Raw genomic sequence first — 22,456 nt, 5'->3', positions numbered from 1 at the left:
AAGGAAAATGCCATGACGGACGAGGGCCTTCGCCACGAAACGAACCAGCCGCAAGGCGGGGACAGCGCCGTTACCGAAGGTCCGCCGGCCGAGAGTGCGTTCGGGCTGCCGATCGCGGTCGGGGTCGAGGATGCGATGCGAATCGCTCAGCGCCGCGATCGATTGCTGGCGGCGCTGACGCTGACCGCGGGTGTCGGGCTCATACTCGCGACGCCGTTCGCGTTGAAATCCGGAGCGGAGTTCTTCCTCCCGCTCACGATCGCCCTGGTGATTTCCGTTGCCTTGGTGCCGGTGCTCGAATGGCTCGAGCGGCGGCATGTTCCTTCGCCGCTTGCCGCGATATTGTGTCTTCTGGTGTTCCTGATTGCGGCGAACATCGCGATCGCCGCGATCCTTGTGCCTGCGACCGACTTCTTCCGTTTGCTGCCGACGCGGTTGGACCGGATCCAGAGCAACCTCGCACCGTTGCTCGATTTGTATTCGAGCCTCGAGAAATACGTGAACAAGACGCTTCGGCAGGTTGCGTCGACCCCGATCAAGCAGCCGGCAACCGCTGGCGTCGCCGCGCCGGGCTCGATCCTCGAACTCGCCGCGACGTCGGCGCCGGCGGTTATCGTACAGTTCCTGTTCGGTGTCCTGATCGTGTTCTTCTTTCTGTCGGGGTGGACGCGGATGCGGCGGCAGACGATCACCGGGCGGACCAGCTTCGACGGGGCGATGGCGACCGCCCGCGTCATCCAGGATATCGTCGACGACGTGTCCGCCTATCTCGGCACGATCACGCTGATCAATATCGTTCTCGGGATCGTCACTGGGACCGCGTTGTGGTTCATCGGCATGCCGTATCCGGCGATGTGGGGCGGGATCGTCGCGCTGCTGAACTACATTCCGTATTTCGGGCCGGTGATCGGCGCGTTCCTGCTCGCGTTGGGCGGGCTGATGACGTTCTCCGACATCTGGATGGCGATGCTGCCGCCGGCGTTGATGTACGGGTTGCACCTGGTCGAGGCGAACGCGATCACGCCGTTCGTGGTCGGCCACCGGCTGACGATCAGCCCGTTGCTGATCCTGATCTCGCTGAGCTTCTGGGGATGGGTGTGGGGCACGTCGGGCGCACTGCTCGCGGTTCCGCTGCTGATCATCATCCAGACGATCGTGAAGGCCGCTGGCAAGCCCGATATCGCCGGGTTCCTGTTCGAGCACGGGACGCTGGTCCAGCCCAAGGCCGGGCGAAATCGTCGTCGCGGGGACCCGCCCGAGGCACAACGTGAAACTGGCGGATAATTTGGGTTGACGGTATCCGAACCCTCGCCTAGTTGCCGCCTCCACGCTGTTTCAGCGGGTGTAGCTCAGTTGGTTAGAGCGCCGGCCTGTCACGCCGGAGGTCGCGGGTTCGAGTCCCGTCACTCGCGCCATCGTTTGCCCTGACCGGGTGGATGGTTCGGGATAGTGTTAAAGGTTTTGACGAGCCTTCCCGCGTGGCCTTAGGGTCGCTAGGGTTCGTCATTGGGAATGCGGGTGTAGCTCAGTTGGTTAGAGCGCCGGCCTGTCACGCCGGAGGTCGCGGGTTCGAGTCCCGTCACTCGCGCCACCCTAATGGGGTGGCTGAGATCCTTCAAGATTTTGGATGCTGCGAGCATCTAGTCCGACTGCCAGGTCAGGACCATCTCCCCCACACCGTTCGTGCTGAGTAGAGACCGAGTAGCTCCGTCAGGAGCTTATCGAGGGCTCATATCGAAGCGTGGGTTCAGCGCGCCAACCTGTCCTTCGATACGCCATCTCAATACGCCGCCTACGGCGACTACTCGATGGCTACTCAGGACGAACGGAAGGGGGCGGCGGAGCGCATCGGCTGAGGGAGCCGACGGGCGGGGCTGGGTTACCGCCCAAGCTCCATCCAGCGCAGGACCGGCTTCAGCGGGGCGATCCAGATCAGGCCGGTGAACAGGTAGAATACCAACTGCCCCAGCCAGTGCCAGCTGCCGACGATGTTCGACAAGCTGACGATAGCCACGCACCACACCAGGATCAGGAGCAGGATACCGAGCATCCCGACGGGTTTGCGCCAGGTTGGCGTCATGGCGTGATCCAGTCTGATTCGGTGGCGATGGCGTGGAGCGGGACGTCCCACGGGTCTGGGGTCAGCGTCTCGACCTCCTGCACCGACAACGCAACCCCGACGCGCCACGCGTTCGGGTGGGCAAGGAAGGCGCGGTCGTAATAGCCGGCACCCTGGCCGATTCGATTGCCGCGGCGATCGAAGCCGACGAGTGGCGTCAGGATGATGTCGGGTTCGAGTTCGGCGGCGTCCTCCGCGGGCTGGTGCAACCCGAACGGTCCGGCGATCAGCGCCGCCTCGGTCGCCCAGGACAGGAACCGCATCGGCAGCGAGCGGCGGACGACATGGGGCAGGGCGATGGCGCATCTGGCATCGACGGCAGCGCGCGCGAAGGGCGAGGGATCGGCCTCGCCGCCGAACGGGACGTAGGAGGCGACCGTCAATCCGGGTTTCAGCCGTGCCAGAAACGCCGACGGCACAGGAAGCTCGACCGGCGGGTGCGCTTCCCGCGCGGCGCGGAGCGAGGCTCTCAGCGCGCTCTTGTCGGTCATGCGCTTGAGACCTTGAAAATGGTGGTGTGGCGGGCCCACCATGGCCGTGTGCCGGGTTATCCACTGACGCACGGTACGTCAGGTGGGGACCATGTGCTTCGGACCAGGATCCTAACAGGGACAGCCCCCTATGGATGATGAATAGCCTCAGGGATAATAAAGGCTCGTACCGGGCAGAACCCGCCACGGCCAATCTAGGCGTTGGGCGGGCTAAGCTCAAGGGGCGTACGTTCGAGAACCTGGGCGAGCCCTTCGAGACGATCTGCGATCCGCGTCAGTGCGATCTCGCTGACCGCCGAGCCTTCGGGCGGCCGGTGCGCGGCTTCGTCGAGGTCGTCGGCGAGCATCAGCGCGACGAACAGCATCGCGCGTTCAGCGCTGAGGCCGCCCGCCGCGCGGTCCGCGGTCGCCCAGCGTTCGGCGACCATCGCGCCCAGCAGGCGGACGCGCGACTCTTCGCCGTCACGGCAGGCGACGGCGTGGGGACGGCCGCCGATATCGAGCATGACCTGGGCCATCAGTTGGGGCTCCCGCGCGTGATGACGTCGTCGAGCGCGGCGACGGCTTCGGCCATCCGCGCCTTGAGGGCGGCGTGGCGCTTGGCGAGCGCGTCGCCGGCTTCGGTGCGGGCTGCAATGGCGGATTCGATCCGTGCGATCGCGGCATCGATCCGTTCGACGGCGGTTGGTCCGTCGGGAAGTGTTTCTGACATGCCATGCGAGATAGCATGGACGGGGGGTGCGACAAGTCGGTTTAGGCGAAACCCATCACCATCCACGGTGTTGACAGGGCGCCCCACCGCCCCGCAAAGGCTGCGCGCCCGGAACGGACTCGCGGGCGTAGCGGAGATACAGCAATGACGGTCAAGGTTGCGATCAACGGTTTCGGGCGCATCGGCCGTCTCGTCGCCCGCGCGGTACTCGAACAGTCGAATGGCGCACTCGAACTCGTCGCGATCAACGATCTCGGCGATGCCAAGTCGAACGCCTGGCTGTTCAAGCGCGACAGCGTGCACGGCAAGTATCCGGGTGAGGTTTCGGCCGAAGGCAACGAGCTGGTCGTCGACGGCAAGCGCATCCGCGTCACTGCCGAGCGCGACCCCGCGAACCTGCCGCATGCTGAGTTGGGCGTCGACATCGTGCTGGAATGCACCGGTTTCTTCACCGACAAGGCGAGCTGCCAGAAGCATCTCGATGCGGGTGCCAAAAAGGTGCTGATCTCCGCACCGGGCAAGAACGTCGACCTGACCGTCGTCTACGGCGTCAACCACGACAAGTTGACCGCCGAGCACACGATCGTCTCGAACGCGTCGTGCACGACCAACTGCCTCGCGCCCGTCGCCAAGGTGCTGAACGATGCGATCGGCATCGAGCGTGGCCTGATGACGACCGTGCACGCGTACACCAACGACCAGAAGATCCTCGACCAGATCCACCCCGACCTGCGTCGCGCACGCGCTGCGGCGATGTCGATGATCCCGACCACGACGGGTGCTGCTCGTGCGGTTGCCGAAGTGCTGCCGGAGCTGAAGGGCAAGCTCGACGGTTCGGCGATCCGCGTGCCGGTGCCGGACGTTTCGCTGATCGACCTGACCTTCACGCCGTCGCGCGATACGACGCGTGAAGAGGTGAATGCGGTGCTGAAGGCGGCCTCCGAGAGCGGCCCGCTGGTCGGCGTGCTCGACTGGTCGGACGAGCCGCTCGTCTCGATCGATCTCCAGCATACCCCGGCGTCGTCGACGATCGACAGCCTGGAGACCGCGGTGATCGACGGCAAGCTGGTCCGTGTCGTCAGCTGGTACGACAACGAGTGGGGCTTCTCGAACCGCATGGTCGATACGGCGACGGCGATGGCGAAGTTCATCTAAGCTCGCGATCTATGCGTCTCCTGTTCCGTTCGCTTCGAGCGCAGTCGAGAAGTCGTCTCCCGTGACAGATGGTGTCTCGACTGCGCTCGACACGAACGGGGAGGGAGCGGTGGCTCAGGCTCCGGCCTCAACGATGGCTGGCACAATCGCCGGCATCGCGCGCCACCCCCGCGCGAAAGCTCCGATGGAGGTCATCGACGATGTCGAGATCACCATCGAGGCTGGCCTGCACGGCGACTTCCGCGGTCGCGTGAAGCCCGGTGGCAAGGGGCGGCGGCAGGTTACGTTGCTCGAACGTGGCGACTGGGACGCCGCGATGGCTGAAGTCGGGCGCGATATTCCGTGGTACGAGCGCCGTGCGAACCTGCTCGTCGACGGCTTCGATCTTCCCCAGATACCCGGCACGCGGCTCCGCATCGGCGCCGACGTCGTGTTGGAGGTGACGCGCCACACCGATCCGTGCGACCGCATGGACGCGTTGGCGCCAGGATTGTTCGCCGCGCTGACGCGCGACTGGCGGGGCGGGGCGTGCGCCCGAGTTTTGATGGGCGGCAGCATCGCCGTCGGTGATGAGATCAGGATCGAAGAACCATGACCAAGCCATTCAAGACGCTCGATGATATGGGCGATATCCAGGGCAAGCGCGTGCTCGTCCGCGAAGACCTCAACGTGCCGATGGCCGAGGGTCGCGTCACCGACGACACCCGCCTGCGCGCGACCGTCGCGACCGTCGGCGAGCTTGCCGACAAGGGTGCGATCGTCCTCGTCCTCGCGCATTTCGGTCGTCCGAAGGGGGTGCCGAGCCCCGAATTCTCGCTGTCGCAGGTCGTGAAGCCGTACAGCGAAGTGCTCGGCCGCGAAGTCCGCTACATTGATTGGGAAGGCGCCGACGACGCGGTCGCGACACTAGAGCCCGGCGACATCGCGGTGCTGGAGAACACGCGCTTCTTCGGCGGCGAGGAAACGAACGACGCGGCGGTGGTGACCCGGTTCGCGAGTCTCGGTGACCTGTACGTCAACGACGCCTTCTCCGCCGCACACCGCGCACATGCTTCGACCGAAGGCCTTGCCCACGTCCTGCCAGCTTTTGCCGGCCGCGCGATGGAAGCCGAACTCGACGCGCTCCAGAAGGCACTCGGCGAGCCCGAGCATCCGGTCGCGGCTGTGGTTGGTGGCGCGAAGGTGTCGTCGAAGCTCGACGTGCTGCGGCATCTCGTCACCAAGGTGGATCATTTGATCATCGGCGGCGGCATGGCGAACACTTTCCTCGCGGCGCGCGGCGTCGATGTCGGCAAAAGCCTTTGCGAGCATGAGCTTGCGAGCGTTTGCGAACAGATCATGGAAGCTGCGGACAAGGCGAACTGCACGGTTCACCTGCCGTACGACGTCGTGGTCGCTAAGGAGTTCAAGCCGAACCCCGCCACCCGCACCGTCAACGTCCACGAAGTCGCCGCCGACGAGATGATCCTCGACGTCGGGCCGGCCGCCGTCGAGTCGCTCGGGGACGTGCTCAAGAATTGCCGCACGTTGGTGTGGAATGGTCCGCTCGGTGCGTTCGAGACGCCGCCGTTCGACAAGGCGACCGTCGCGCTCGCCAAGACCGCTGCGGCACTCACCGAAGGCGGATCGCTCGTCTCGGTCGCGGGTGGCGGCGATACGGTTGCGGCGCTCAACCACGCTGGCGTCGCGGACGCGTTCACGTTCGTCTCGACGGCGGGCGGCGCGTTTCTTGAGTGGATGGAAGGCAAGACGCTTCCCGGGGTCGCCGCGCTCCGCGGTTGAAATACGTGTGCGTCCGAGCTAAGTTTAACATGTTAAACGGAGACTCGGATGCTCGGCGTCAGGCTCGATAGCGAACTCGAAGAGCGACTCGCGGCGGTTGCGCGCACCCAAGGGCGCAGCAAGAGCGATATCGCACGCGAAGCCGTGCGACGCTATGTCGAACGCCACGACGATGCATTCCTGGCGGAGGCACGGCGTCAGTCGCTCGCGGCGGCTGATCACGATAGGCAGGCAGGTGAAGAGGATTGGGACGCACTCATCGGGACGCCCCCTGCATGAAATTCGTCCGCGGTATGATCGTCGTCGGGGCGGGCAAGGGCGATTTCTCTGGCAAGCCGCGCCCCTTTCTTGTGGTCCAATCAGACCTTTTTGCAGATCACGCGACGGTTTCTCTGTGCCCGCTGACCAGCGTCATTAGCGGGACGAACCTGTTTCGCGTGTCGCTCGAGGCATCGGCGGAAACCGGCCTATTTCGCGATAGCGAGATCCAGATCGACAAAGTTGATACGCTCGACCGCAACAAGATCGTCAAGATTATCGGTACGATACCCATCACCACCATGACCCGGGTCGACGACGCGCTGCGCCGCTGGCTCGAACTTTAAGACAGGATTTCAGCATGACCTCGACGATCACTCCGCAAGTCAGAACTATTCTTGACAAGTATGAAGCCACCAGTTCGGCGGTGAAGGCGAACCTCGCGCGCATCCTGATGCAGGGCAAGCTTGGCGGCACTGGCAAGCTCGTGATCCTGCCGGTCGACCAGGGGTTCGAGCATGGCCCGGCGCGCAGCTTCTCGGTCAATCCCGCGGCGTACGACCCGCATTACCATTATCAGCTCGCGATCGACGCGGGGCTCAGTGCCTATGCCGCGCCGCTCGGCATGCTCGAAGCGGGAGCGGATACGTTTGCCGGGCAGATTCCGACGATCCTGAAGTGCAACAGCTCGAACAGCTGGGCGACGACGATCGATCAGGCGGTGACGGCGACGGTGTCGGACGCGGTGCGGCTCGGGTCGGCGGCGATCGGCTTCACGATCTACCCGGGTGCGGACCAGTTCTTCGACCTCGTTGAGGAAATCCGCGAACTGAGCGAAGAGGCGAAGTCGGTCGGCATTGCTACGGTGATCTGGTCGTACCCGCGCGGCGGCGAGTTGACCAAGGACGGCGAGCTCGCTTTGGACGTCGGTGCTTATGCCGCGCACATCGCGGCCCTGCTCGGCGCGCACATCATCAAGACCAAGCTGCCGACCGCGCATATCGAGCAGAAGGAAGCCAAGCCGCTCTATGCCAACACCGATTGGTCGAAGCAGTCGGACCGCGTGAAGCACGTCGTCCAGTCGAGCTTTGCCGGGCGTCGCATCAACGTCTTCTCGGGCGGCGCTTCGAAGGGCGAGGACGCGATCTTCCAGGACGCGCGCGACATTCGCGACGGCGGCGGCAACGGCTCGATCATCGGCCGCAACACCTTCCAGCGCCCGCGCGACGAAGCGCTGGCGATGCTCGACCGGATCATCCGGATCTACAAGAACGAAGAATGATCCGTCGGCCGCACCGCTTGTCCACTGCATATTTCGCACTGGCGGCGGTCGGCCTCGTATTGCCGTATAGTCGTCTGATACCGTGGATCGGCGATCATGGTCTGGATATCCGGGCTCTGGTCGTCGAACTTTTCTCGACGCGGATCGGGGCGTTCTTCGGGCTTGACGTGATCGTCTCCGCGGTGGTTCTGATCGTCTTCGTTATCGTCCAGGGCCGACGGGATCATGTGCGTTACGGATGGCTGGCGATTCTCGCCACGGGCCTAGTCGGCGTGTCGTGCGGATTGCCGCTGTTCCTTGCGTTGCGCGAGCGGGCGTTGCAGGGGCATGTCGCATGACCGAATTCGAAGATCCGCTGGGCCCGCTCGATCCCAATTTCGCCGAGAATTTCCGCCGCGACATGCGTCGGCCGGCTTGCCAGCTTTACCTGGTGTCGCCGCTCGAGTGCGGGGGCGACTTTCCGGAGCGTCTCGCTCGGGCGCTTGATGCTGGCCCCGTGGCTGCGTTCCAGTTCCGCGTGAAGGATATCGATCAGCATGCGGCTGCCGCGCTGGGCGAGCCTTTACGGGCGATCTGTGCCGAGCGCGATGTCGCGTTCATCGTCAACGACGATATCGGACTGGCCAAGCGGCTCGATGCGGACGGCGTGCATCTCGGGCAGGACGATGGCGATCCGCGTGAGGCGCGGGCGCAGCTTGGGCCTAATGCGCAGATCGGCGTGAGCTGTCATGGCAGCCGTCATCTGGCGATGGAAGCGGGCGAGGCAGGGGCCGATTACGTGGCGTTCGGGGCGTTCTATCCGACGACGACGAAGACGGTCGAGCATATGGCCGAGCCGGTGATCCTGTCGTGGTGGTCGACGCTGTTCGAGATGCCGTGCGTCGCGATCGGCGGGATTACGCCGGAGAATGCTGGTCCGCTCGTTGCTGCTGGTGCTGACTTCATTGCGGTGTCGAGCGCCGTTTGGGGTGGCGACGAGGTCGCTGCGATCAAGGCGTTCGGCGAGGTTCTCACGAAGCGCTGAGCCGTGGGAAACAACCGTCGTCCCGACCGTTTGATGCAGCAGCGTAACGGTTTGGGATGATGGGCATGATGGTATTTGCAATGAAGGCTTCGGTTCTTGCGGCCTGCTTGCTGGGTGCTGCGTCGCCCGCATTGGCGCAGACAGCGCCGCCCAAGCCCGTACCGATCGATCGCAACATCCTGCACGTGCAGGTGATCCTCGACCATCTTGGCTTCGGGCCGGGCGTGCTTGACGGGCGCGGCGGGCAGTCGCTGGTGGCGGCGCTGAAGGGGTTCCAGGAGGCGAAGGGGTTGCCGATTACCGGCAAGCCTGACGCGCGAACGTTGCAGGCACTGTATCCGTACCGCGCCGCGCGGCCGACGGTGACGGTGGCGTTGACGCCCGAGATGCTGGCGGGGCCGTTCGTCAATCCGTTCCCGAAGGATCCGGCCAAGCAAGCCGAGCTCCCGTCGCTGGGCTACAAGACCGTCATGGAGAAGCTCGGCGAGATGTTCCACACGACGCCGGCGGTGATCGTGGCGCTGAACTCGCCGACGACGAAGCTGGCGCCGGGCACCAAGGTCGTGGTCCCGAACGCACTGCCATCGTCGCGCGCGTACGATCCGAAGCTGAAGCCCGACTGGATCGCGACGCTGACCATGCTCAATGTCGACGCGAAGCAGCCGCAGGCGGATCATGTCGTGGTCGACAAGTCGGACGGCGTGCTGCGCGTGCTCGATGCGAATGACAAGCTGATCGCGCAATTCTCCGCGACGATGGGGTCGAGCCATGATCCGCTGCCGCTCGGGACGTGGACCATCAAGGGTTCGGATTATAACCCGAAGTTCCACTTCAATCCCGCGCTGTTCTGGGATGCGAAGAAGGGGCAGCAGAAGGAGATGTTGCCGCCGGGGCCGAACGGTCCGGTCGGCGTCGTCTGGATGGATCTGTCGAAGGACCATTACGGCATCCACGGCACGCCGAACCCCGAGACGATCGGACGTGCGGAAAGCCATGGTTGTATTCGCCTGACCAACTGGGATGCGGCGCGGTTGTCGATGATGATCAAGCCGGGGACCAAGGCCGTATTCCAGGCCTGAAGCGATGACGCGGACGTTCTGGATCATTCTCGGGCTGATCGTGGTGGCGGTCGGTGGATTTGCGTCGATGGTGTCGTTCGGGAGCAGCGGTAGCGGTATTGAGCGGCGGATACCTTGGCGCAAGCCGGTACCTCCGGCCGAGGTCGCTGCTGTTACCGTAACGCCAGGGGCGCTGGCGGTCCCGGTGGCGGGCGTCCCACGCAAGGCGATAGCGAATAGCTGGAACGATGCGCGGGGCGGCGGTCTACGCGGCCATCATGGCACCGATATCATGGCACCGGGTGGCACACCCGTGGTCGCGGCTGCCCCGGGGCGGGTCGAGAAACTGTTCCAGAGCGGGCTTGGCGGGATCACGCTGTACGTCCGTTCGCCCGACCGGCGCTGGACCTATTATTATGCGCACCTCGCCGGGTACGCGGCTGGCATCCGCGAGGGGATGGCGGTCAAGGCGGGCGATACGCTCGGCTATGTCGGCGATACCGGCGATGCGGGGGCGGGCAATTACCACCTGCATTTCGGGCTTACGAAGATGCAGCCGGGTGAGCGCTGGTATCAGGGCGAGAACGTGAACCCGTACCCGCTGCTTGCCGGAAGCCGGTCGCCCCGCTAAAGCCCGCCGCTTCGGGTTTCAGCAGAGCCACGCCTCAGGGCCATGCTTCGCGGACGGCCCCTAGCTCTTTCCAGCAGGAATCGGTCATGAAGATCAACGCGGTCGAGATTCGTCCCGGCAACATTCTTGAATATGAGGGCGGCATCTGGCGCGCCGTCAAGATTCAGCACACCCAGCCCGGCAAGGGCGGTGCCTATATGCAGGTCGAGATGAAAAACCTCATCGACGGCCGCAAGAACAACGTCCGTTTCCGCTCCGCCGAGAGCGTCGAGAAGGTGCGGCTCGAGACCGTCGACTTCCAGTTCCTGTTCCGCGAAGGCGACATGCTGACGTTCATGGACAAGATCAACTACGAGCAGATCTCGCTCGATGCCGACATCCTGGGCGACGCTGCGGCGTTCCTGCAGGACGGCATGGACGTGGTGATGGAGCTTTGGGAAGAGCGGCCGATCTCGGTCCAGCTGCCCGACACGATCGAGGCGCTGATCGTCGAGGCGGATGCCGTCGTGAAGGGCCAGACCGCGTCGTCTTCGTATAAGCCCGCAGTGCTTGAGAACGGCGTGCGCGTAATGGTGCCGCCGCATATCGGTGCCGGCACGCGGATCGTCGTCGATGTGTACGAGCAGACCTACGTAAGGCGCGCGGACTAAAATCTGCTCCCCCTTCCGCAGGCGGGAGGGGGCCGGGGGGGGTGGGCGCCCGCCCTCCATGGTACGTGACGATACTGGCGCGACCTATTTCGATGCCGCGCGACGATGACAGCGCGAGCCCACCCCCGACCCCTCCCGCATGCGGGAGGGGGGAGATAGAATACAATGGCTTCCCATTCCGGCATCATGACCGTCATCGAGCGCGCCGCCCGCAAGGCCGCGCCGCGCCTGCGCCGCGACTTCAACGAGGTCCAGCAGCTCCAGGTGAGCCGCAAGGGTCCGGCCGACTTCGTCAGCCAGGCCGACCAGCGCGCCGAGCAGACGATCTTCGAAGAACTGAGCCACGCCCGTCCCGACTGGGGCATGCTGATGGAGGAGCGCGGCGAGGTCGCCGGCGATCCGAACAAGCCGCGGTTCATCGTCGATCCCTTGGATGGCACCTCGAACTTCCTCCACGGCATCCCGCATTTCTGCATCTCGATCGCGGTCGAGGAGCCGATGCCGAACGGCAAGCGCGAGGTGACGACCGCGCTGGTGTACCAGCCGCTGACCGACGAGAGCTTCTGGGCCGAGAAGGGCCGGGGGGCATGGCTTACCGACCAGCGTTTGCGCGTGTCGTCGCGACGGGATCTGTCCGAATCACTGATCGCCACAGGCATTCCGTTCCTGGGGCATGGCGACTTCGCGCAGTGGAGCCGGATTTTCGGGGCGGTTGCACCTGAGGTAGCGGGGATCCGTCGTTTGGGTGCTGCTGCGTTGGATCTGGCGTGGCTTGCGGCCGGGCGTTTCGACGGGTTCTGGGAATCGAACCTGAAGCCTTGGGATGTTGCGGCTGGCATGCTGCTGGTGAAGGAAGCCGGCGGCTTCGTTACCGACTTCCGTGGCGGCGATCGTGCGATGGAGCGTAACGAGTTCCTTGCTGCGAACGATGCACTGCACTCGCGACTGCATAAGCTGGTGGCTGGCGCGCTGCGCTAAGGCGAATGCACGATCCTCCCCCGCAAGGGGGAGGTGGCTGGCGCTTGCCAGACGGAGGGGGCGGAAAAGGTAACGCCTGTTCCGCGTCCTCCCCCTCCGTCACCTTCGGTGCCACCTCCCCCTGGCGGGGGAGGATCGTGAGGTCGGAGAATAATCCGTTCACCCTGCTGAGGGCGATACTCCCCCCTTATCCGTCACCCCAGCGAAAGCTGGGGTCTCCGCGATAGCCGGCGCGCTCGCCAACCATGATACCCCAGCTTTCGCTGGGGTGACGGATGAAGGCGGTGGCCGCGAAAGTTCTAAGAGCCTGATCCCAAGGCGCGGACTCTGCCCCAGCCCGTCATACCGGCTCGTTCCGGTATCCACTGTTCCGCATTCTCGCCGACCGCTCGTTTGCGGCGCCGTGAACCCCGGAACCAGTCCGGGGTGACGGGGACGGTTCGGTGGCGTCATCGACATCAAGTAGGCGTCGCGACCGTAATCATCTGCACGCCAAGTAACGCATGTTTCCCGCCACCTCCGCCCCTCAACTTGCGAGTGATTCTCACATCCCCCGAGCCTTGCCCAACACCCCCCATCGGCCTAAAGCGGCCCCGTTCCGTTCGCACTTGCGAGAAGCAATTTGGTCGACCTTTCGCACTATCTTCCGATCCTCCTGTTCCTCGGGATCGCCATCGCATTGTCGAGCACGTTCGTGTTCCTGCCGATGGCCGTCGCGCGCCTCACGGGGTCACACAAGCCTACGCCTGAGAAGCTCAGCGAATACGAGTGCGGCTTTCCCGCATTCGAGGATCCGCGGAGACAGTTCGACGTACGCTTCTACCTGATCGCCATCCTCTTCATCATCTTCGATCTTGAGGCCGCGTTCCTGTATCCCTGGGCCGTCTCGGTCTTCACGCTCGGCTGGACCGCGTGGATTTCAATGATGATCTTTATCGGCGAATTGGCCCTTGGCCTCGTCTACGCATGGAAGAAGGGAGCACTCGATTGGGAGTAGAGCTTCAGCCCGCACCCGGTTCGCCCAGTTCGCTGGTGCCACCCGACCAGGGCTTTTTCGACGGATTGAACGGTGAGCTGACGGACAAGGGTTTCCTCGTCACGTCGACCGAGGAGTTGTTCCAGTGGGCGCGTACCGGCTCGCTGTGGTGGATGACGTTCGGGCTCGCGTGCTGCGCGGTCGAGATGATCCACGTCAACATGCCGCGCTACGATCTGGAGCGCTTCGGTGCCGCACCGCGCGCGTCGCCGCGCCAGTCGGACGTGATGATCGTTGCCGGCACGCTCTGCAACAAAATGGCTCCTGCGCTGCGCAAGGTCTACGACCAGATGTCCGAGCCGAAGTACGTGATTTCGATGGGATCGTGTGCGAACGGCGGCGGCTATTATCACTACAGCTACAGCGTCGTGCGTGGCTGCGATCGGATCGTGCCGGTGGACATCTACGTCCCCGGCTGCCCGCCGACGGCTGAGGCATTGCTGTACGGCATCATGCAGTTGCAGCGGAAGATCCGGCGGTCCGGGAGCATCGAGCGTTGAGGGCTCCCGCACCAGCTTACGCGTCGAACGACGGCGTGATTGACAGCGCCCGCGCGGCGCTCGGTGGCATGCTGCTCGACGCGGTCGACCATGTCGGCGAAGTCGCGCTGCACGTTCGCCGCGAAGACCTGTACGACGCGATGATCGCGCTGCGCGACACGCCGGGGCTTGCCTACCAGCAGCTCATGGAGATCGCCGGCGTCGACTATCCGGATCGCGCGGAGCGGTTCGAGGTCGTCTATTGCATGCTGTCGCTGACGCGGAACCACCGCCTGCGCGTTCATGTCGCGACCGACGAGGAAAAGCCGGTGCCGTCGGTGACGGACATCTGGCCGGTCGCCGGTTGGCTCGAGCGCGAAGTGTACGACATGTACGGCGTGTTGTTCAGCGGCAATCCGGACCTGCGCCGCATCCTGACCGATTACGGCTTCCGCGGTCATCCGCAGCGCAAGGACTTCCCGCTGACCGGGTATGTCGAGCTGCGCTATTCGGAAGAGTCGAAGCGCGTCGTGTACGAGCCCGTTCAGCTTGCGCAGGATTTCCGCACGTTCGATTTCATGAGCCCGTGGGAGGGTGCGAACTACGTGCTCCCCGGCGACGAGAAGGGCGCCTTGCCACAGGCCAAGGGTGCGCAGACGCCGTTGTCGGCGGACACGATCGTCAAGGCCAATGCGGCGCAGTCGCCGACCCAGGCGCCGACCGAACCCAAGAGCACCGAGTCGACCGCGCAGACGGGCGCCGGCAAGTCGGAGTCCGATGCGACGCCGAAGCCTGCGAACCCCGACGTGGTCCCGACCAAGGGTGGAGGACAGAACCAGTGAGTCTGTATGTCGAAGAGCTTCTGGGTGAAGCCGACGCAGCCGATCCCACGACCGGCGACGTCACGATCCAGAACTACACGATCAACTTCGGTCCGCAGCATCCGGCCGCGCACGGCGTGTTGCGCCTCGTCATGGAGCTAGACGGCGAGATCGTCGAGCGCGTCGATCCGCATGTCGGCTTGCTCCACCGCGGCACCGAGAAGCTGATCGAATACAAGACGTACACGCAGGCGCTGCCGTATTTCGATCGTCTCGATTATTGCTCGCCGCTGTGCATGGAGCATAGCTGGGTGCTGGCGGTCGAGAAGCTGCTCGACCTCGAAGTGCCCGAGCGCGCGCAGTATCTGCGGGTGTTCTTTGCCGAGCTGACGCGCATCTCGAACCACATGCTCAATCTCGGCTCGCACGTCATGGACGTCGGCGCGATGACGCCGAACCTGTGGCTGTTCGAAATCCGCGAAGACTGCATGAACTTCTTCGAGCGCGTTTCTGGCGCGCGCATGCATTCGAACTATTTCCGTCCGGGTGGCGTGCATCAGGATGCGCCCTTGAAGCTGCTCGCCGACATCGGCGACTGGCTCGACACACGCCTGCCGCGACTGTTCGAGGATGCGATTTCACTCGTCGCGGACAACCGCATTTTCAAGCAGCGCAACGTCGACATCGCCGTGGTCAGCCGCGACGACGCGATCAAGTGGGGCTTCTCCGGCCCGATGATCCGCGGTTCGGGCATCGCCTGGGACTTGCGCAAGTCGCAGCCCTACGACGCGTACGCGAAGATGGACTTCGAGGTGCCGGTCGGCACGCGTGGCGATTGCTATGACCGGTTCATGGTACGCGTCGAGGAAGTGCGTCAGTCCGCACGGATCATGAAGCAGTGCTTGCGCGACATGCCCGAGGGGCCCATCGCGTCGCTCGACCGCAAGGTCGTGCCGCCCAAGCGCGGTGAGATGAAGCAGTCGATGGAAGCGCTGATCCATCACTTCAAGCTCTACACGGAGGGCTTCCACGTGCCCGCCGGCGACGTCTATGTCGCGACCGAGAGCCCCAAGGGCGAGTTCGGCGTGTATCTGGTCGCCGATGGCTCGAACAAGCCGTACCGCTGCAAGATCCGCCCGACCGCGTTCTCGCATCTGCAAGCCATGGACTTCATGGCGAAGGGCCACATGCTGGCGGATACGACCGCGATCCTCGGCGCGATGGATATCGTGTTCGGCGAGTGCGATCGATGACTAAGTATTTAAATGAGGTGTACAGGCGTCACTTTGACCATAACGGGACGGCTTACGAGTGTTTGTTTTTTACGGATGCAAACGAACCACACATCATTTCATTTGAAGTGTTTCGTGACGGGCGACGTTTGCCGTTTCAAACGCCCGGTATAGGTTTGACGTTTGTTCGTTTTAGCGTCCCGTTTGAGACGGAATGGGATGCAAAGATGACCACCGGAGAGTCTGCGGTGGACATGCTATTTGATGAAGCTCGGCGGATGGTTGAGGCGCAATACTGATGGCTGAAGCTCCGAAAATTCCCGACGAGGCCGAGACCCGCGCTCGCTGGGGTTCGTTCGCGTGGACGGACGAGAACCAGGTGAAGGCGAACGAGATCCTTGGGCGCTATCCCAAGGGTCGCGAGCAGTCGGCGTCGATTCCGTTGCTCGATCTGGCGCAGCGTCAGGTCGGCGCGGAAACGCAGACGCAGGGCTGGTTGCCGGTACCGGTGATCGAGTTCGTCGCGCGTCAGATCAGCGTGCCGTACATGCGCGTGTACGAGGTCGTGACCTTCTACACGATGTTCAATCTGGCGCCGGTCGGTCGCTTCCACGTCCAGGTCTGCGGCACGACGCCGTGCATGCTGCGCGGGTCGGACGACGTTCTTGCGGCGTGCAAGAACCGCGGTCTGGTCAAGGGTGGCACGACGCCGGACGGTATGTTCACGCTGACCGAGGTCGAGTGCCTGGGCACGTGCGCCAACGCGCCGATGGTGCAGATCAACGACGATAACTTCGAAGACCTCGACTACGACAAGACGACCGAGATCCTCGAGGCGCTGGCCAATGGCGGGCACCCGACGCCGGGCCCGCAATTCGGTCGTCGCGCAAGCTGCCCCGAAGGCGGCCCGACCTCGCTGAAGGCGATGGTTGACGCGAACCACGATTACCGGGGGGAGTGGGCCTGATGCTCGCCGACAAGGACCGCATCTTCACCAACGTCTACGGTTTCCAGCCGTGGACCATCGACGCAGCGATCATGCGCGGCGATTGGGACAACACCAAGGACCTGATGGCACTCGGCCAGGACGCGATCATCGACGTGATGAAGGCGTCGGGCTTGCGCGGCCGTGGCGGCGCGGGCTTCCCGACCGGCACCAAATGGTCGTTCATGCCGAAGGAGCCGAAGCCGGACCGGCCGAACTTCCTCGTCATCAATGCCGATGAATCCGAGCCGGGCAGCTGCAAGGATCGCGAGATCATCCGCCACGATCCGCACAAGCTGATCGAGGGCGCGCTGATCGCCGGGTTCGCGATGCGCGCGCGCGCCGCGTACATCTACATCCGCGGCGAGTATATCCGCGAGGCCGAGACGCTGTTCGCAGCCGTCGCCGAGGCATATGACCGCGGCTTTATCGGCAAGAATGCGTGCGGGTCGGGCTACGACTTCGACGTGTTCGTGCACCGGGGCGCCGGCGCGTACATCTGCGGCGAAGAGACCGCGATGTTGGAGAGCCTCGAGGGGAAGAAGGGCCAGCCGCGGCTGAAGCCACCTTTCCCGGCAGGTGCTGGCCTGTATGGTTGCCCGACGACGGTCAACAACGTCGAATCGATCGCAGTTGCACCGACGATCCTGCGCCGTGGCGCGGCGTGGTTCTCCAGCTTCGGCGCGGAGAACAACCGCGGTACGAAGCTGTTCCAGATCAGCGGCCATGTGAACAAGCCGTGCGTGGTCGAGGAAGAGATGAGCATCTCGTTCCGCGACCTGATCGAGACGCATTGCGGAGGTATCCGTGGCGGGTGGGACAATCTGCTCGCGGTGATCCCGGGTGGCTCTTCGGTGCCGCTCGTTCCCGCGGCGCAGATCATGGACTGCGCGATGGACTTTGACGGCCTGAAGGCGGTCGGTTCGGGCCTCGGCACCGCGGCGATCATCGTCATGGACAAGTCGACCGACATCGTCCGCGCGATCAGCCGCATCTCGTACTTCTACAAGCATGAGAGCTGTGGCCAGTGCACGCCGTGCCGTGAAGGTACCGGCTGGATGTGGCGCGTGATGGAGCGGATGCGCACCGGCGACGCCGAGCTGTCCGAGATCGACATGCTCCAGCAGGTCACCAAGCAGGTCGAGGGTCACTCGATCTGCGCGCTGGGTGATGCGGCCGCATGGCCGATCCAGGGCCTGATCAAGCATTTCCGCCCCGAGATGGAGCGCCGTATCCGTGAGCGCGGTGGCGACACCGCGCCGATGATGGAAGCCGCAGAGTAATGCCTTTAGTCAAAGTCGATGGCGTAGAGATCGAGGTGCCGCAGGGCGCCACCGTGCTGCAGGCGTGCGAGCTTGCCGGCAAGGAGATCCCGCGTTTCTGTTATCATGAGCGCCTGAGCATCGCCGGCAATTGCCGGATGTGCCTGGTTGAGGTGAAGCCTGGTCCGCCCAAGCCGCAGGCGTCGTGCGCGCTGCCGGCGGCGGACAAGCAGGAGATCTTCACTAACTCGCCGATGGTCAAGAATGCCCGCGAGGGCATCATGGAATTCCTCCTGATCAACCATCCGCTCGATTGCCCGATCTGCGATCAGGGCGGCGAGTGCGATCTGCAGGACCAGTCGGTCGCCTATGGCCGCGGCCATTCGCGCTACGATGAGAACAAGCGCGCGGTCACTGAGAAGTACATGGGTCCGATCGTGAAGACGGTCATGACTCGCTGCATCCAGTGCACGCGCTGCATCCGGTTTGCCGAGGAAGTGTCCGGCGTCGAGGAGATCGGAGCGATCTTCCGCGGCGAGGACATGCAGATCACCTCGTATCTCGAGAATGCGGTCAAGAGCGAGCTCAGCGGCAACGTCGTCGATCTGTGCCCGGTGGGTGCGCTGACGTCGAAGCCGTATGCGTTCGAGGCGCGTCCGTGGGAGTTGCGGAAGACGCTGACGATCGACGTGATGGACGCGGTCGGCACCAACATCCGGCTCGACAGCCGTGGTCGCCAGGTGCTGCGCTGCGTGCCGCGGATCAACGAGGACGTGAACGAGGAGTGGGCGACCGACAAGACGCGCCACGCGATCGACGGTCTCGTGCGCCGTCGTCTCGACAAGCCTTATGTCCGGGTGAACGGCAAGCTGGTTCCCGCGACGTGGGATGAAGCGTTTGCAGCGATCAAGGCGGTCAACGCCGGGTCGAGCGTTGCAGCCGTCGCTGGCGATTTGGTCGATTGCGAAACGATGTACGCCGCCAAGGCGCTGCTCGCGAAGATGGGTTCGAGCCTGCTCGAAGGTCGTCAGACCGGCATGGACTATGACGCGACGAGCATCGCCGCGGTCAATTTCAACACGACGATCGCCGGTACCGAGCGCGCCGACGCGATCCTGTTGGTGGGCACCAACCTGCGCTGGGAAGCGCCGCTGGTGAACACGCGGGTGCGCAAGGCGATCAAGAAGGGTGCGAAGGTCTTTGCGATCGGGCCGGAGACGGACCTGACGTACAAGGTGGAATGGCTCGGCGACGATCTCGCGCTGCTCGGCGCTCTGCCCGAGGCGGTGACCGAGGCTTTCGGCAAGGCCGAGCGTCCGATGGTGATCGTCGGTGGCGGCGCGCTGAAGGGTGGCCATGCGGCTGCGCTGAAGCTGGTCGATACGCTGGGTCTCGTGAAGGACGGCTGGAACGGCTTCAACGTCGTCCACATGGCCGCGTCGCGGATGGGCGGGCTGATGCTCGGCTATGCGCAGAAGGGCGGCATCGCCGACGTGATGGGGGCGAAGCTCGGCTTCTTCCTCGGCGCGGACGAGGTGGACTATTCGAAGTTCGCCGGCTTCAAGGTGTTCGTGGGCCATCACGGCGACAAGGGTGCGGCGGCTGCCGACGTCATCCTGCCGGGTGTCACCTACGCCGAGAAGTCGGGGACCTGGGTCAATCTCGAGGGCCGTGTCCAGCGCGGCGAGCGTGCGGTGTTCGCACCCGGTGACGCGCGTGACGACTGGTCGATCTTCCGCGCGCTGTCCGACACGCTCGGCCACACGCTGCCGTTCGACAGCTTTGAGGGTCTCCGCGAGGAAATGTACGCGGACGTGCCTGCGCTGCGTCATCAGGCGCTCGCGACGTTCGAGTGGAACCCGCCTTCGCTCACCGGTGCAGGTGAGGGTGTCCTCGCCGGCTATCCGATCAAGGATTTCTATCTGACCAACGCGATCTGCCGTGCGTCGCCGACGATGCAGCGCTGCTCGGCTGAACTTCTCCACGGAGAAGATTACGCGGAGGCAGCCGAATGATCTCCTGGTTCGAATCCTCGCTCGGTTACGACTGGGCGTTCTTCCTCGCGACGATCATCGACATACTGGTGATCGCGCTGCCGCTGATGCTGGCGGTGGCAATGATCATCTATGCCGACCGCAAGATCTGGGCGGCGATGGCGTTGCGGCGTGGCCCGAACGTCGTCGGGCCGTTTGGTCTGCTGCAGAGCTTTGCCGACGGCTTGAAGGTGTTCCTGCAGGAGACGATCGTCCCCGCAGCCGCCAACCGGACGCTGTTCCTGCTGGCACCGATCATCACCTTCACGGTCGCGCTGATCGTCTGGGCGGTGGTGCCGTTCGGGGTCGGCGTCGTGCTTGCGGACATCAACGTAGGGCTGCTCTACGTACTCGCCGCGTCGTCGCTCGGCGTGTACGGGATCATCCTGTCGGGCTGGGCATCGAACTCGAAATATCCGTTCTACTCGGCGCTTCGTGCGGCCGCGCAGATGGTGTCGTATGAAGTCGCGATCGGCTTCATCCTGATTTCGGTCGTGCTGTGGACCGGCAGCTTCAACCTGTCGGCGATCGTGATGGCGCAGAAGTCGCACGTCTGGTTCTTCAACGGGTACATCCTCAACCCGCTGATGTTCCCGATGGCGGTGATGTTCTTCATCTCCTCGCTGGCCGAGACGCAGCGTGCGCCGTTCGATCTGACCGAGGCGGAGAGCGAACTCGTCGCCGGGTACCAGACCGAATATTCGTCGATGTCGTTCGCGCTGTTCTGGCTCGGCGAGTACGCCAACGTGCTGCTGATGTGCGCGCTCAACGCGACGTTGTTCTGGGGCGGCTGGCTGCCACCGGTCGACTGGGCGCCGCTGTATTACGTGCCGGGGATCATCTGGCTGTTCGCCAAGATCCTGTTCTTCTTCTTCCTGTTCAGCTGGGTGAAGGCGACCGTGCCGCGCTACCGCTACGATCAGCTGATGCGGCTCGGTTGGAAGGTCTTCCTCCCCGTCTCGCTGTTCTGGGTTTTCCTCGTGTCGGGCTATCTCATGCTGACGCGCGTTGGAGTGGGTTCATGAGCGTCGCTCAGATCATCAAGTCGTTTACCCTGTGGGAATTCGTGAAGGCTCACGCGTTGACGCTTCGCTATTTCTTCAAGGAAAAGGCGACGATCAACTATCCGTACGAGCGCAATCCGGTGTCGCCGCGGTTCCGTGGCGAGCATGCGCTGCGTCGTTATCCGAACGGCGAAGAGCGGTGCATCGCGTGCAAGCTGTGCGAGGCCGTGTGCCCTGCGCAGGCGATCACGATCGAGGCCGAGCCGCGCGACGACGGTTCGCGCCGTACCACGCGCTACGACATCGACATGACCAAGTGCATCTATTGCGGCCTGTGTGCCGAGGCGTGCCCGGTCGATGCGATCGTCGAGGGGCCGAACTATGAGTTCGCCACCGAGACGCGCGAAGAGCTGATCTACGACAAGTCGAAGCTGCTCGATAATGGCGACCGTTGGGAAAGCGCGATCGCGGCGAACCTTGCCGCCGATGCGCCGTACCGTTAATGGCGCGCTCATTCTTCTCGTGGGCGTCTAAGGGGCCGCAATCGTGATTCAGGCCTTAGCCTTCTACCTCTTCGCCTTCGTCGTCGTCCTGTCGGGCGCGCTGACGATCGCGTCGCGCAACCCGGTCCATTCGGTGATGTGGCTGATCCTCGCGTTCTTCAACGCGGCCGGCCTCATGATCCTGGTCGGTGCCGAGTTCATCGCGATGCTGCTCGTCATCGTCTATGTCGGTGCAGTCGCGGTGCTGTTCCTGTTCGTCGTCATGATGCTCGACATCGACTTCACCGAGCTTCGCGCAGGCGTCGCCCGGTACTTCGGGATCGGCCTCGCACTTGCGGTTGCACTCGCGGCCGAGGTGATGATCGCGATCGGCGCATGGAGCACGGGGCCAATTCAGCTCGCACGTCGTGCCGCACCGATCGACGACACCGTGCCCAACATCCAGGCGATCGGTAACCTGCTCTACACGCGCTATCTGTTCGTGTTCGAGGGTGCCGGCCTGGTGCTGCTGGTCGCGATGATCGGGGCGATCGTGCTGACCCACCGCCAGCGTGGCGGCGTCAAGGCGCAGAACATCAGCCGCCAGAACGCGCGTCGTCCGCAGGACGCCACGCGCAACACGAGCCCGGTCGTCGGGCAGGGAGTCGAACTGTGACGATCGGTCTCGTCCATTATCTGGTCGTCGCGGCGATCCTGTTCACGATGGGGGTGCTCGGCATCTTCCTCAACCGCAAGAACCTCATCGTCATCCTGATGGCGATCGAGCTGATCCTGCTGGCGGTGAACATCAATCTCGTCGCGTTCTCGGCGTTCCTCCACGATCTCGTCGGACAGGTGTTCGCGATGTTCGTGCTGACGGTCGCCGCGGGTGAAGCTGCTATCGGCCTCGCCATTCTCGTGATCTATTTCCGCGGTCGCGGCACCATCGCGGTCGACGACGTCAACCGGATGAAGGGGTAAT

The 22,456-nt window shown here is 64.0% G+C and carries 29 protein-coding genes and 2 tRNA genes; 27 read left to right on the top strand and 4 right to left on the bottom strand.

What is annotated here, in order from left to right; all coding sequences use genetic code 11:
* Window positions 1–135: 135 nt before the first annotated feature.
* The 3 genes from C8J25_RS13475 (at window position 136) to C8J25_RS13465 (ending at window position 1,591) form a co-directional block, all read left to right on the top strand.
* Entirely contained in the window at window positions 136–1,284 is a 1,149-nt protein-coding gene (locus tag C8J25_RS13475) for an AI-2E family transporter (protein ID WP_107955024.1), read from the top strand.
* A 54-nt stretch (window positions 1,285–1,338) separates the two neighbouring features.
* Window positions 1,339–1,415, top strand: a tRNA-Asp gene (locus C8J25_RS13470).
* A gap of 99 nt (window positions 1,416–1,514) precedes the next feature.
* Window positions 1,515–1,591 (top strand) — tRNA-Asp (locus C8J25_RS13465).
* Between the two features lie 288 nt (window positions 1,592–1,879).
* On the opposite strand, the gene C8J25_RS13460 is transcribed toward C8J25_RS13465, so the two are convergent.
* The 4 genes from C8J25_RS13460 to C8J25_RS13445 all read right to left on the bottom strand — a co-directional run bounded on the left by C8J25_RS13460 (window position 1,880) and on the right by C8J25_RS13445 (window position 3,322).
* On the bottom strand, window positions 1,880–2,080 hold the full coding sequence (locus C8J25_RS13460) for a DUF2842 domain-containing protein (protein WP_056048481.1): 201 nt from the start codon (window positions 2,078–2,080) through the stop codon (window positions 1,880–1,882).
* Window positions 2,077–2,610: a 5-formyltetrahydrofolate cyclo-ligase gene (locus C8J25_RS13455; protein ID WP_107954878.1), complete on the bottom strand. Its 534-nt coding sequence runs from the start codon at window positions 2,608–2,610 to the stop codon at window positions 2,077–2,079. Before C8J25_RS13455 ends, C8J25_RS13460 begins: the two co-directional genes overlap by 4 nt.
* A gap of 194 nt (window positions 2,611–2,804) precedes the next feature.
* Window positions 2,805–3,128 (bottom strand): cell division protein ZapA, encoded by a 324-nt coding sequence (locus tag C8J25_RS13450; RefSeq protein ID WP_060524686.1) that lies wholly within the window; start codon window positions 3,126–3,128, stop codon window positions 2,805–2,807.
* Window positions 3,128–3,322 (bottom strand): hypothetical protein, encoded by a 195-nt coding sequence (locus C8J25_RS13445; RefSeq protein WP_181321090.1) that lies wholly within the window; start codon window positions 3,320–3,322, stop codon window positions 3,128–3,130. The genes C8J25_RS13450 and C8J25_RS13445 overlap by 1 nt, the downstream gene beginning before the upstream one ends.
* A 144-nt stretch (window positions 3,323–3,466) precedes the next feature.
* On the opposite strand from C8J25_RS13445, the gene gap reads away from it, so the two are divergent.
* The 24 genes from gap to nuoK all read left to right on the top strand — a co-directional run bounded on the left by gap (window position 3,467) and on the right by nuoK (window position 22,455).
* A complete protein-coding gene (gap, locus tag C8J25_RS13440; RefSeq protein WP_056048489.1) occupies window positions 3,467–4,477 on the top strand; it encodes a type I glyceraldehyde-3-phosphate dehydrogenase in 1,011 nt (336 codons plus the stop codon).
* Between the two features lie 133 nt (window positions 4,478–4,610).
* The gene (locus C8J25_RS13435; RefSeq protein ID WP_107954877.1) at window positions 4,611–5,072 is read left to right on the top strand and encodes an MOSC domain-containing protein; all 462 of its coding nucleotides are present in this window, start codon (window positions 4,611–4,613) and stop codon (window positions 5,070–5,072) included.
* On the top strand, window positions 5,069–6,259 hold the full coding sequence (locus tag C8J25_RS13430; protein ID WP_107954876.1) for a phosphoglycerate kinase: 1,191 nt from the start codon (window positions 5,069–5,071) through the stop codon (window positions 6,257–6,259). The genes C8J25_RS13435 and C8J25_RS13430 overlap by 4 nt, the downstream gene beginning before the upstream one ends.
* Before the next feature lie 48 nt (window positions 6,260–6,307).
* On the top strand, window positions 6,308–6,538 hold the full coding sequence (gene relB, locus C8J25_RS13425; protein WP_107954875.1) for a type II toxin-antitoxin system RelB family antitoxin: 231 nt from the start codon (window positions 6,308–6,310) through the stop codon (window positions 6,536–6,538).
* Window positions 6,535–6,864, top strand: a complete 330-nt coding sequence (locus tag C8J25_RS13420) for a type II toxin-antitoxin system PemK/MazF family toxin (RefSeq protein WP_244187087.1) — start codon at window positions 6,535–6,537, stop codon at window positions 6,862–6,864. Before relB ends, C8J25_RS13420 begins: the two co-directional genes overlap by 4 nt.
* 14 nt (window positions 6,865–6,878) lie before the next feature.
* A complete protein-coding gene (locus C8J25_RS13415) occupies window positions 6,879–7,799 on the top strand; it encodes a class I fructose-bisphosphate aldolase (protein ID WP_107954874.1) in 921 nt (306 codons plus the stop codon).
* The gene (locus C8J25_RS13410) at window positions 7,796–8,137 is read left to right on the top strand and encodes a DUF2834 domain-containing protein (RefSeq protein WP_107954873.1); all 342 of its coding nucleotides are present in this window, start codon (window positions 7,796–7,798) and stop codon (window positions 8,135–8,137) included. Before C8J25_RS13415 ends, C8J25_RS13410 begins: the two co-directional genes overlap by 4 nt.
* Window positions 8,134–8,823, top strand: coding sequence for a thiamine phosphate synthase (gene thiE / locus C8J25_RS13405; protein ID WP_107954872.1), 690 nt, complete (start codon window positions 8,134–8,136; stop codon window positions 8,821–8,823). Before C8J25_RS13410 ends, thiE begins: the two co-directional genes overlap by 4 nt.
* Before the next feature lie 68 nt (window positions 8,824–8,891).
* Window positions 8,892–9,902: a L,D-transpeptidase family protein gene (locus tag C8J25_RS13400; protein WP_107955022.1), complete on the top strand. Its 1,011-nt coding sequence runs from the start codon at window positions 8,892–8,894 to the stop codon at window positions 9,900–9,902.
* Between the two features lie 4 nt (window positions 9,903–9,906).
* Window positions 9,907–10,512: a M23 family metallopeptidase gene (locus tag C8J25_RS13395; RefSeq protein ID WP_107954871.1), complete on the top strand. Its 606-nt coding sequence runs from the start codon at window positions 9,907–9,909 to the stop codon at window positions 10,510–10,512.
* An 86-nt stretch (window positions 10,513–10,598) separates the two neighbouring features.
* On the top strand, window positions 10,599–11,162 hold the full coding sequence (gene efp, locus C8J25_RS13390) for an elongation factor P (RefSeq protein WP_107954870.1): 564 nt from the start codon (window positions 10,599–10,601) through the stop codon (window positions 11,160–11,162).
* 165 nt (window positions 11,163–11,327) lie between these two features.
* Complete coding sequence (locus C8J25_RS13385; protein WP_093397281.1) at window positions 11,328–12,140, top strand: inositol monophosphatase family protein; 813 nt, start codon at window positions 11,328–11,330, stop codon at window positions 12,138–12,140.
* 622 nt (window positions 12,141–12,762) lie between these two features.
* Window positions 12,763–13,137, top strand: a complete 375-nt coding sequence (locus tag C8J25_RS13380; RefSeq protein WP_107954869.1) for an NADH-quinone oxidoreductase subunit A — start codon at window positions 12,763–12,765, stop codon at window positions 13,135–13,137.
* Complete coding sequence (locus C8J25_RS13375) at window positions 13,128–13,676, top strand: NuoB/complex I 20 kDa subunit family protein (RefSeq protein WP_056058310.1); 549 nt, start codon at window positions 13,128–13,130, stop codon at window positions 13,674–13,676. The genes C8J25_RS13380 and C8J25_RS13375 overlap by 10 nt, the downstream gene beginning before the upstream one ends.
* Entirely contained in the window at window positions 13,673–14,497 is an 825-nt protein-coding gene (locus tag C8J25_RS13370) for an NADH-quinone oxidoreductase subunit C (RefSeq protein WP_107954868.1), read from the top strand. Before C8J25_RS13375 ends, C8J25_RS13370 begins: the two co-directional genes overlap by 4 nt.
* Window positions 14,498–14,517: 20 nt before the next feature.
* Window positions 14,518–15,729 carry an NADH-quinone oxidoreductase subunit D gene (locus tag C8J25_RS13365; protein ID WP_274705252.1) on the top strand — a complete coding sequence of 404 codons (1,212 nt, stop codon included), beginning with the start codon at window positions 14,518–14,520 and terminating at the stop codon, window positions 15,727–15,729.
* The gene (locus tag C8J25_RS13360) at window positions 15,726–16,007 is read left to right on the top strand and encodes a hypothetical protein (protein ID WP_107954867.1); all 282 of its coding nucleotides are present in this window, start codon (window positions 15,726–15,728) and stop codon (window positions 16,005–16,007) included. The genes C8J25_RS13365 and C8J25_RS13360 overlap by 4 nt, the downstream gene beginning before the upstream one ends.
* Entirely contained in the window at window positions 16,007–16,675 is a 669-nt protein-coding gene (locus C8J25_RS13355; RefSeq protein ID WP_056048529.1) for a complex I 24 kDa subunit family protein, read from the top strand. The genes C8J25_RS13360 and C8J25_RS13355 overlap by 1 nt, the downstream gene beginning before the upstream one ends.
* On the top strand, window positions 16,675–17,976 hold the full coding sequence (gene nuoF / locus C8J25_RS13350) for an NADH-quinone oxidoreductase subunit NuoF (protein ID WP_107955021.1): 1,302 nt from the start codon (window positions 16,675–16,677) through the stop codon (window positions 17,974–17,976). Before C8J25_RS13355 ends, nuoF begins: the two co-directional genes overlap by 1 nt.
* On the top strand, window positions 17,976–19,970 hold the full coding sequence (gene nuoG, locus C8J25_RS13345; RefSeq protein ID WP_107954866.1) for an NADH-quinone oxidoreductase subunit NuoG: 1,995 nt from the start codon (window positions 17,976–17,978) through the stop codon (window positions 19,968–19,970). Before nuoF ends, nuoG begins: the two co-directional genes overlap by 1 nt.
* Window positions 19,967–21,013 (top strand): NADH-quinone oxidoreductase subunit NuoH, encoded by a 1,047-nt coding sequence (gene nuoH, locus C8J25_RS13340; RefSeq protein ID WP_056058320.1) that lies wholly within the window; start codon window positions 19,967–19,969, stop codon window positions 21,011–21,013. Before nuoG ends, nuoH begins: the two co-directional genes overlap by 4 nt.
* Window positions 21,010–21,495 (top strand): NADH-quinone oxidoreductase subunit NuoI, encoded by a 486-nt coding sequence (nuoI, locus tag C8J25_RS13335; protein ID WP_055877898.1) that lies wholly within the window; start codon window positions 21,010–21,012, stop codon window positions 21,493–21,495. Before nuoH ends, nuoI begins: the two co-directional genes overlap by 4 nt.
* Window positions 21,496–21,538: 43 nt before the next feature.
* A complete protein-coding gene (locus C8J25_RS13330; RefSeq protein WP_056048540.1) occupies window positions 21,539–22,150 on the top strand; it encodes an NADH-quinone oxidoreductase subunit J in 612 nt (203 codons plus the stop codon).
* Complete coding sequence (gene nuoK, locus C8J25_RS13325; protein WP_082441002.1) at window positions 22,147–22,455, top strand: NADH-quinone oxidoreductase subunit NuoK; 309 nt, start codon at window positions 22,147–22,149, stop codon at window positions 22,453–22,455. The genes C8J25_RS13330 and nuoK overlap by 4 nt, the downstream gene beginning before the upstream one ends.
* The last annotated feature ends 1 nt before the right edge of the window (window position 22,456 follow it).

The organism is Sphingomonas faeni, assembly GCF_003053745.1.
GTDB lineage: Bacteria > Pseudomonadota > Alphaproteobacteria > Sphingomonadales > Sphingomonadaceae > Sphingomonas > Sphingomonas faeni.
This window is presented reverse-complemented; position numbering and strand designations above follow the sequence as displayed.

Excerpts from the sequence above, each read along its gene's own strand:
- C8J25_RS13475 (WP_107955024.1), top strand. The coding sequence starts at position 136 with ATGCGAATCGCTCAGCGCCGCGATCGATTGCTGGCGGCGCTGACGCTG.
- C8J25_RS13460 (WP_056048481.1), bottom strand. The coding sequence starts at position 2,080 with ATGACGCCAACCTGGCGCAAACCCGTCGGGATGCTCGGTATCCTGCTC.
- C8J25_RS13455 (WP_107954878.1), bottom strand. The coding sequence starts at position 2,610 with ATGACCGACAAGAGCGCGCTGAGAGCCTCGCTCCGCGCCGCGCGGGAA.
- C8J25_RS13450 (WP_060524686.1), bottom strand. The coding sequence starts at position 3,128 with ATGGCCCAGGTCATGCTCGATATCGGCGGCCGTCCCCACGCCGTCGCC.
- C8J25_RS13445 (WP_181321090.1), bottom strand. The coding sequence starts at position 3,322 with ATGTCAGAAACACTTCCCGACGGACCAACCGCCGTCGAACGGATCGAT.
- gap (WP_056048489.1), top strand. The coding sequence starts at position 3,467 with ATGACGGTCAAGGTTGCGATCAACGGTTTCGGGCGCATCGGCCGTCTC.
- C8J25_RS13435 (WP_107954877.1), top strand. The coding sequence starts at position 4,611 with ATGGCTGGCACAATCGCCGGCATCGCGCGCCACCCCCGCGCGAAAGCT.
- C8J25_RS13430 (WP_107954876.1), top strand. The coding sequence starts at position 5,069 with ATGACCAAGCCATTCAAGACGCTCGATGATATGGGCGATATCCAGGGC.
- relB (WP_107954875.1), top strand. The coding sequence starts at position 6,308 with ATGCTCGGCGTCAGGCTCGATAGCGAACTCGAAGAGCGACTCGCGGCG.
- C8J25_RS13420 (WP_244187087.1), top strand. The coding sequence starts at position 6,535 with ATGAAATTCGTCCGCGGTATGATCGTCGTCGGGGCGGGCAAGGGCGAT.
- C8J25_RS13415 (WP_107954874.1), top strand. The coding sequence starts at position 6,879 with ATGACCTCGACGATCACTCCGCAAGTCAGAACTATTCTTGACAAGTAT.
- C8J25_RS13410 (WP_107954873.1), top strand. The coding sequence starts at position 7,796 with ATGATCCGTCGGCCGCACCGCTTGTCCACTGCATATTTCGCACTGGCG.
- thiE (WP_107954872.1), top strand. The coding sequence starts at position 8,134 with ATGACCGAATTCGAAGATCCGCTGGGCCCGCTCGATCCCAATTTCGCC.
- C8J25_RS13400 (WP_107955022.1), top strand. The coding sequence starts at position 8,892 with ATGGTATTTGCAATGAAGGCTTCGGTTCTTGCGGCCTGCTTGCTGGGT.
- C8J25_RS13395 (WP_107954871.1), top strand. The coding sequence starts at position 9,907 with ATGACGCGGACGTTCTGGATCATTCTCGGGCTGATCGTGGTGGCGGTC.
- efp (WP_107954870.1), top strand. The coding sequence starts at position 10,599 with ATGAAGATCAACGCGGTCGAGATTCGTCCCGGCAACATTCTTGAATAT.
- C8J25_RS13385 (WP_093397281.1), top strand. The coding sequence starts at position 11,328 with ATGGCTTCCCATTCCGGCATCATGACCGTCATCGAGCGCGCCGCCCGC.
- C8J25_RS13360 (WP_107954867.1), top strand. The coding sequence starts at position 15,726 with ATGACTAAGTATTTAAATGAGGTGTACAGGCGTCACTTTGACCATAAC.
- C8J25_RS13355 (WP_056048529.1), top strand. The coding sequence starts at position 16,007 with ATGGCTGAAGCTCCGAAAATTCCCGACGAGGCCGAGACCCGCGCTCGC.
- nuoF (WP_107955021.1), top strand. The coding sequence starts at position 16,675 with ATGCTCGCCGACAAGGACCGCATCTTCACCAACGTCTACGGTTTCCAG.
- nuoG (WP_107954866.1), top strand. The coding sequence starts at position 17,976 with ATGCCTTTAGTCAAAGTCGATGGCGTAGAGATCGAGGTGCCGCAGGGC.
- nuoH (WP_056058320.1), top strand. The coding sequence starts at position 19,967 with ATGATCTCCTGGTTCGAATCCTCGCTCGGTTACGACTGGGCGTTCTTC.
- nuoI (WP_055877898.1), top strand. The coding sequence starts at position 21,010 with ATGAGCGTCGCTCAGATCATCAAGTCGTTTACCCTGTGGGAATTCGTG.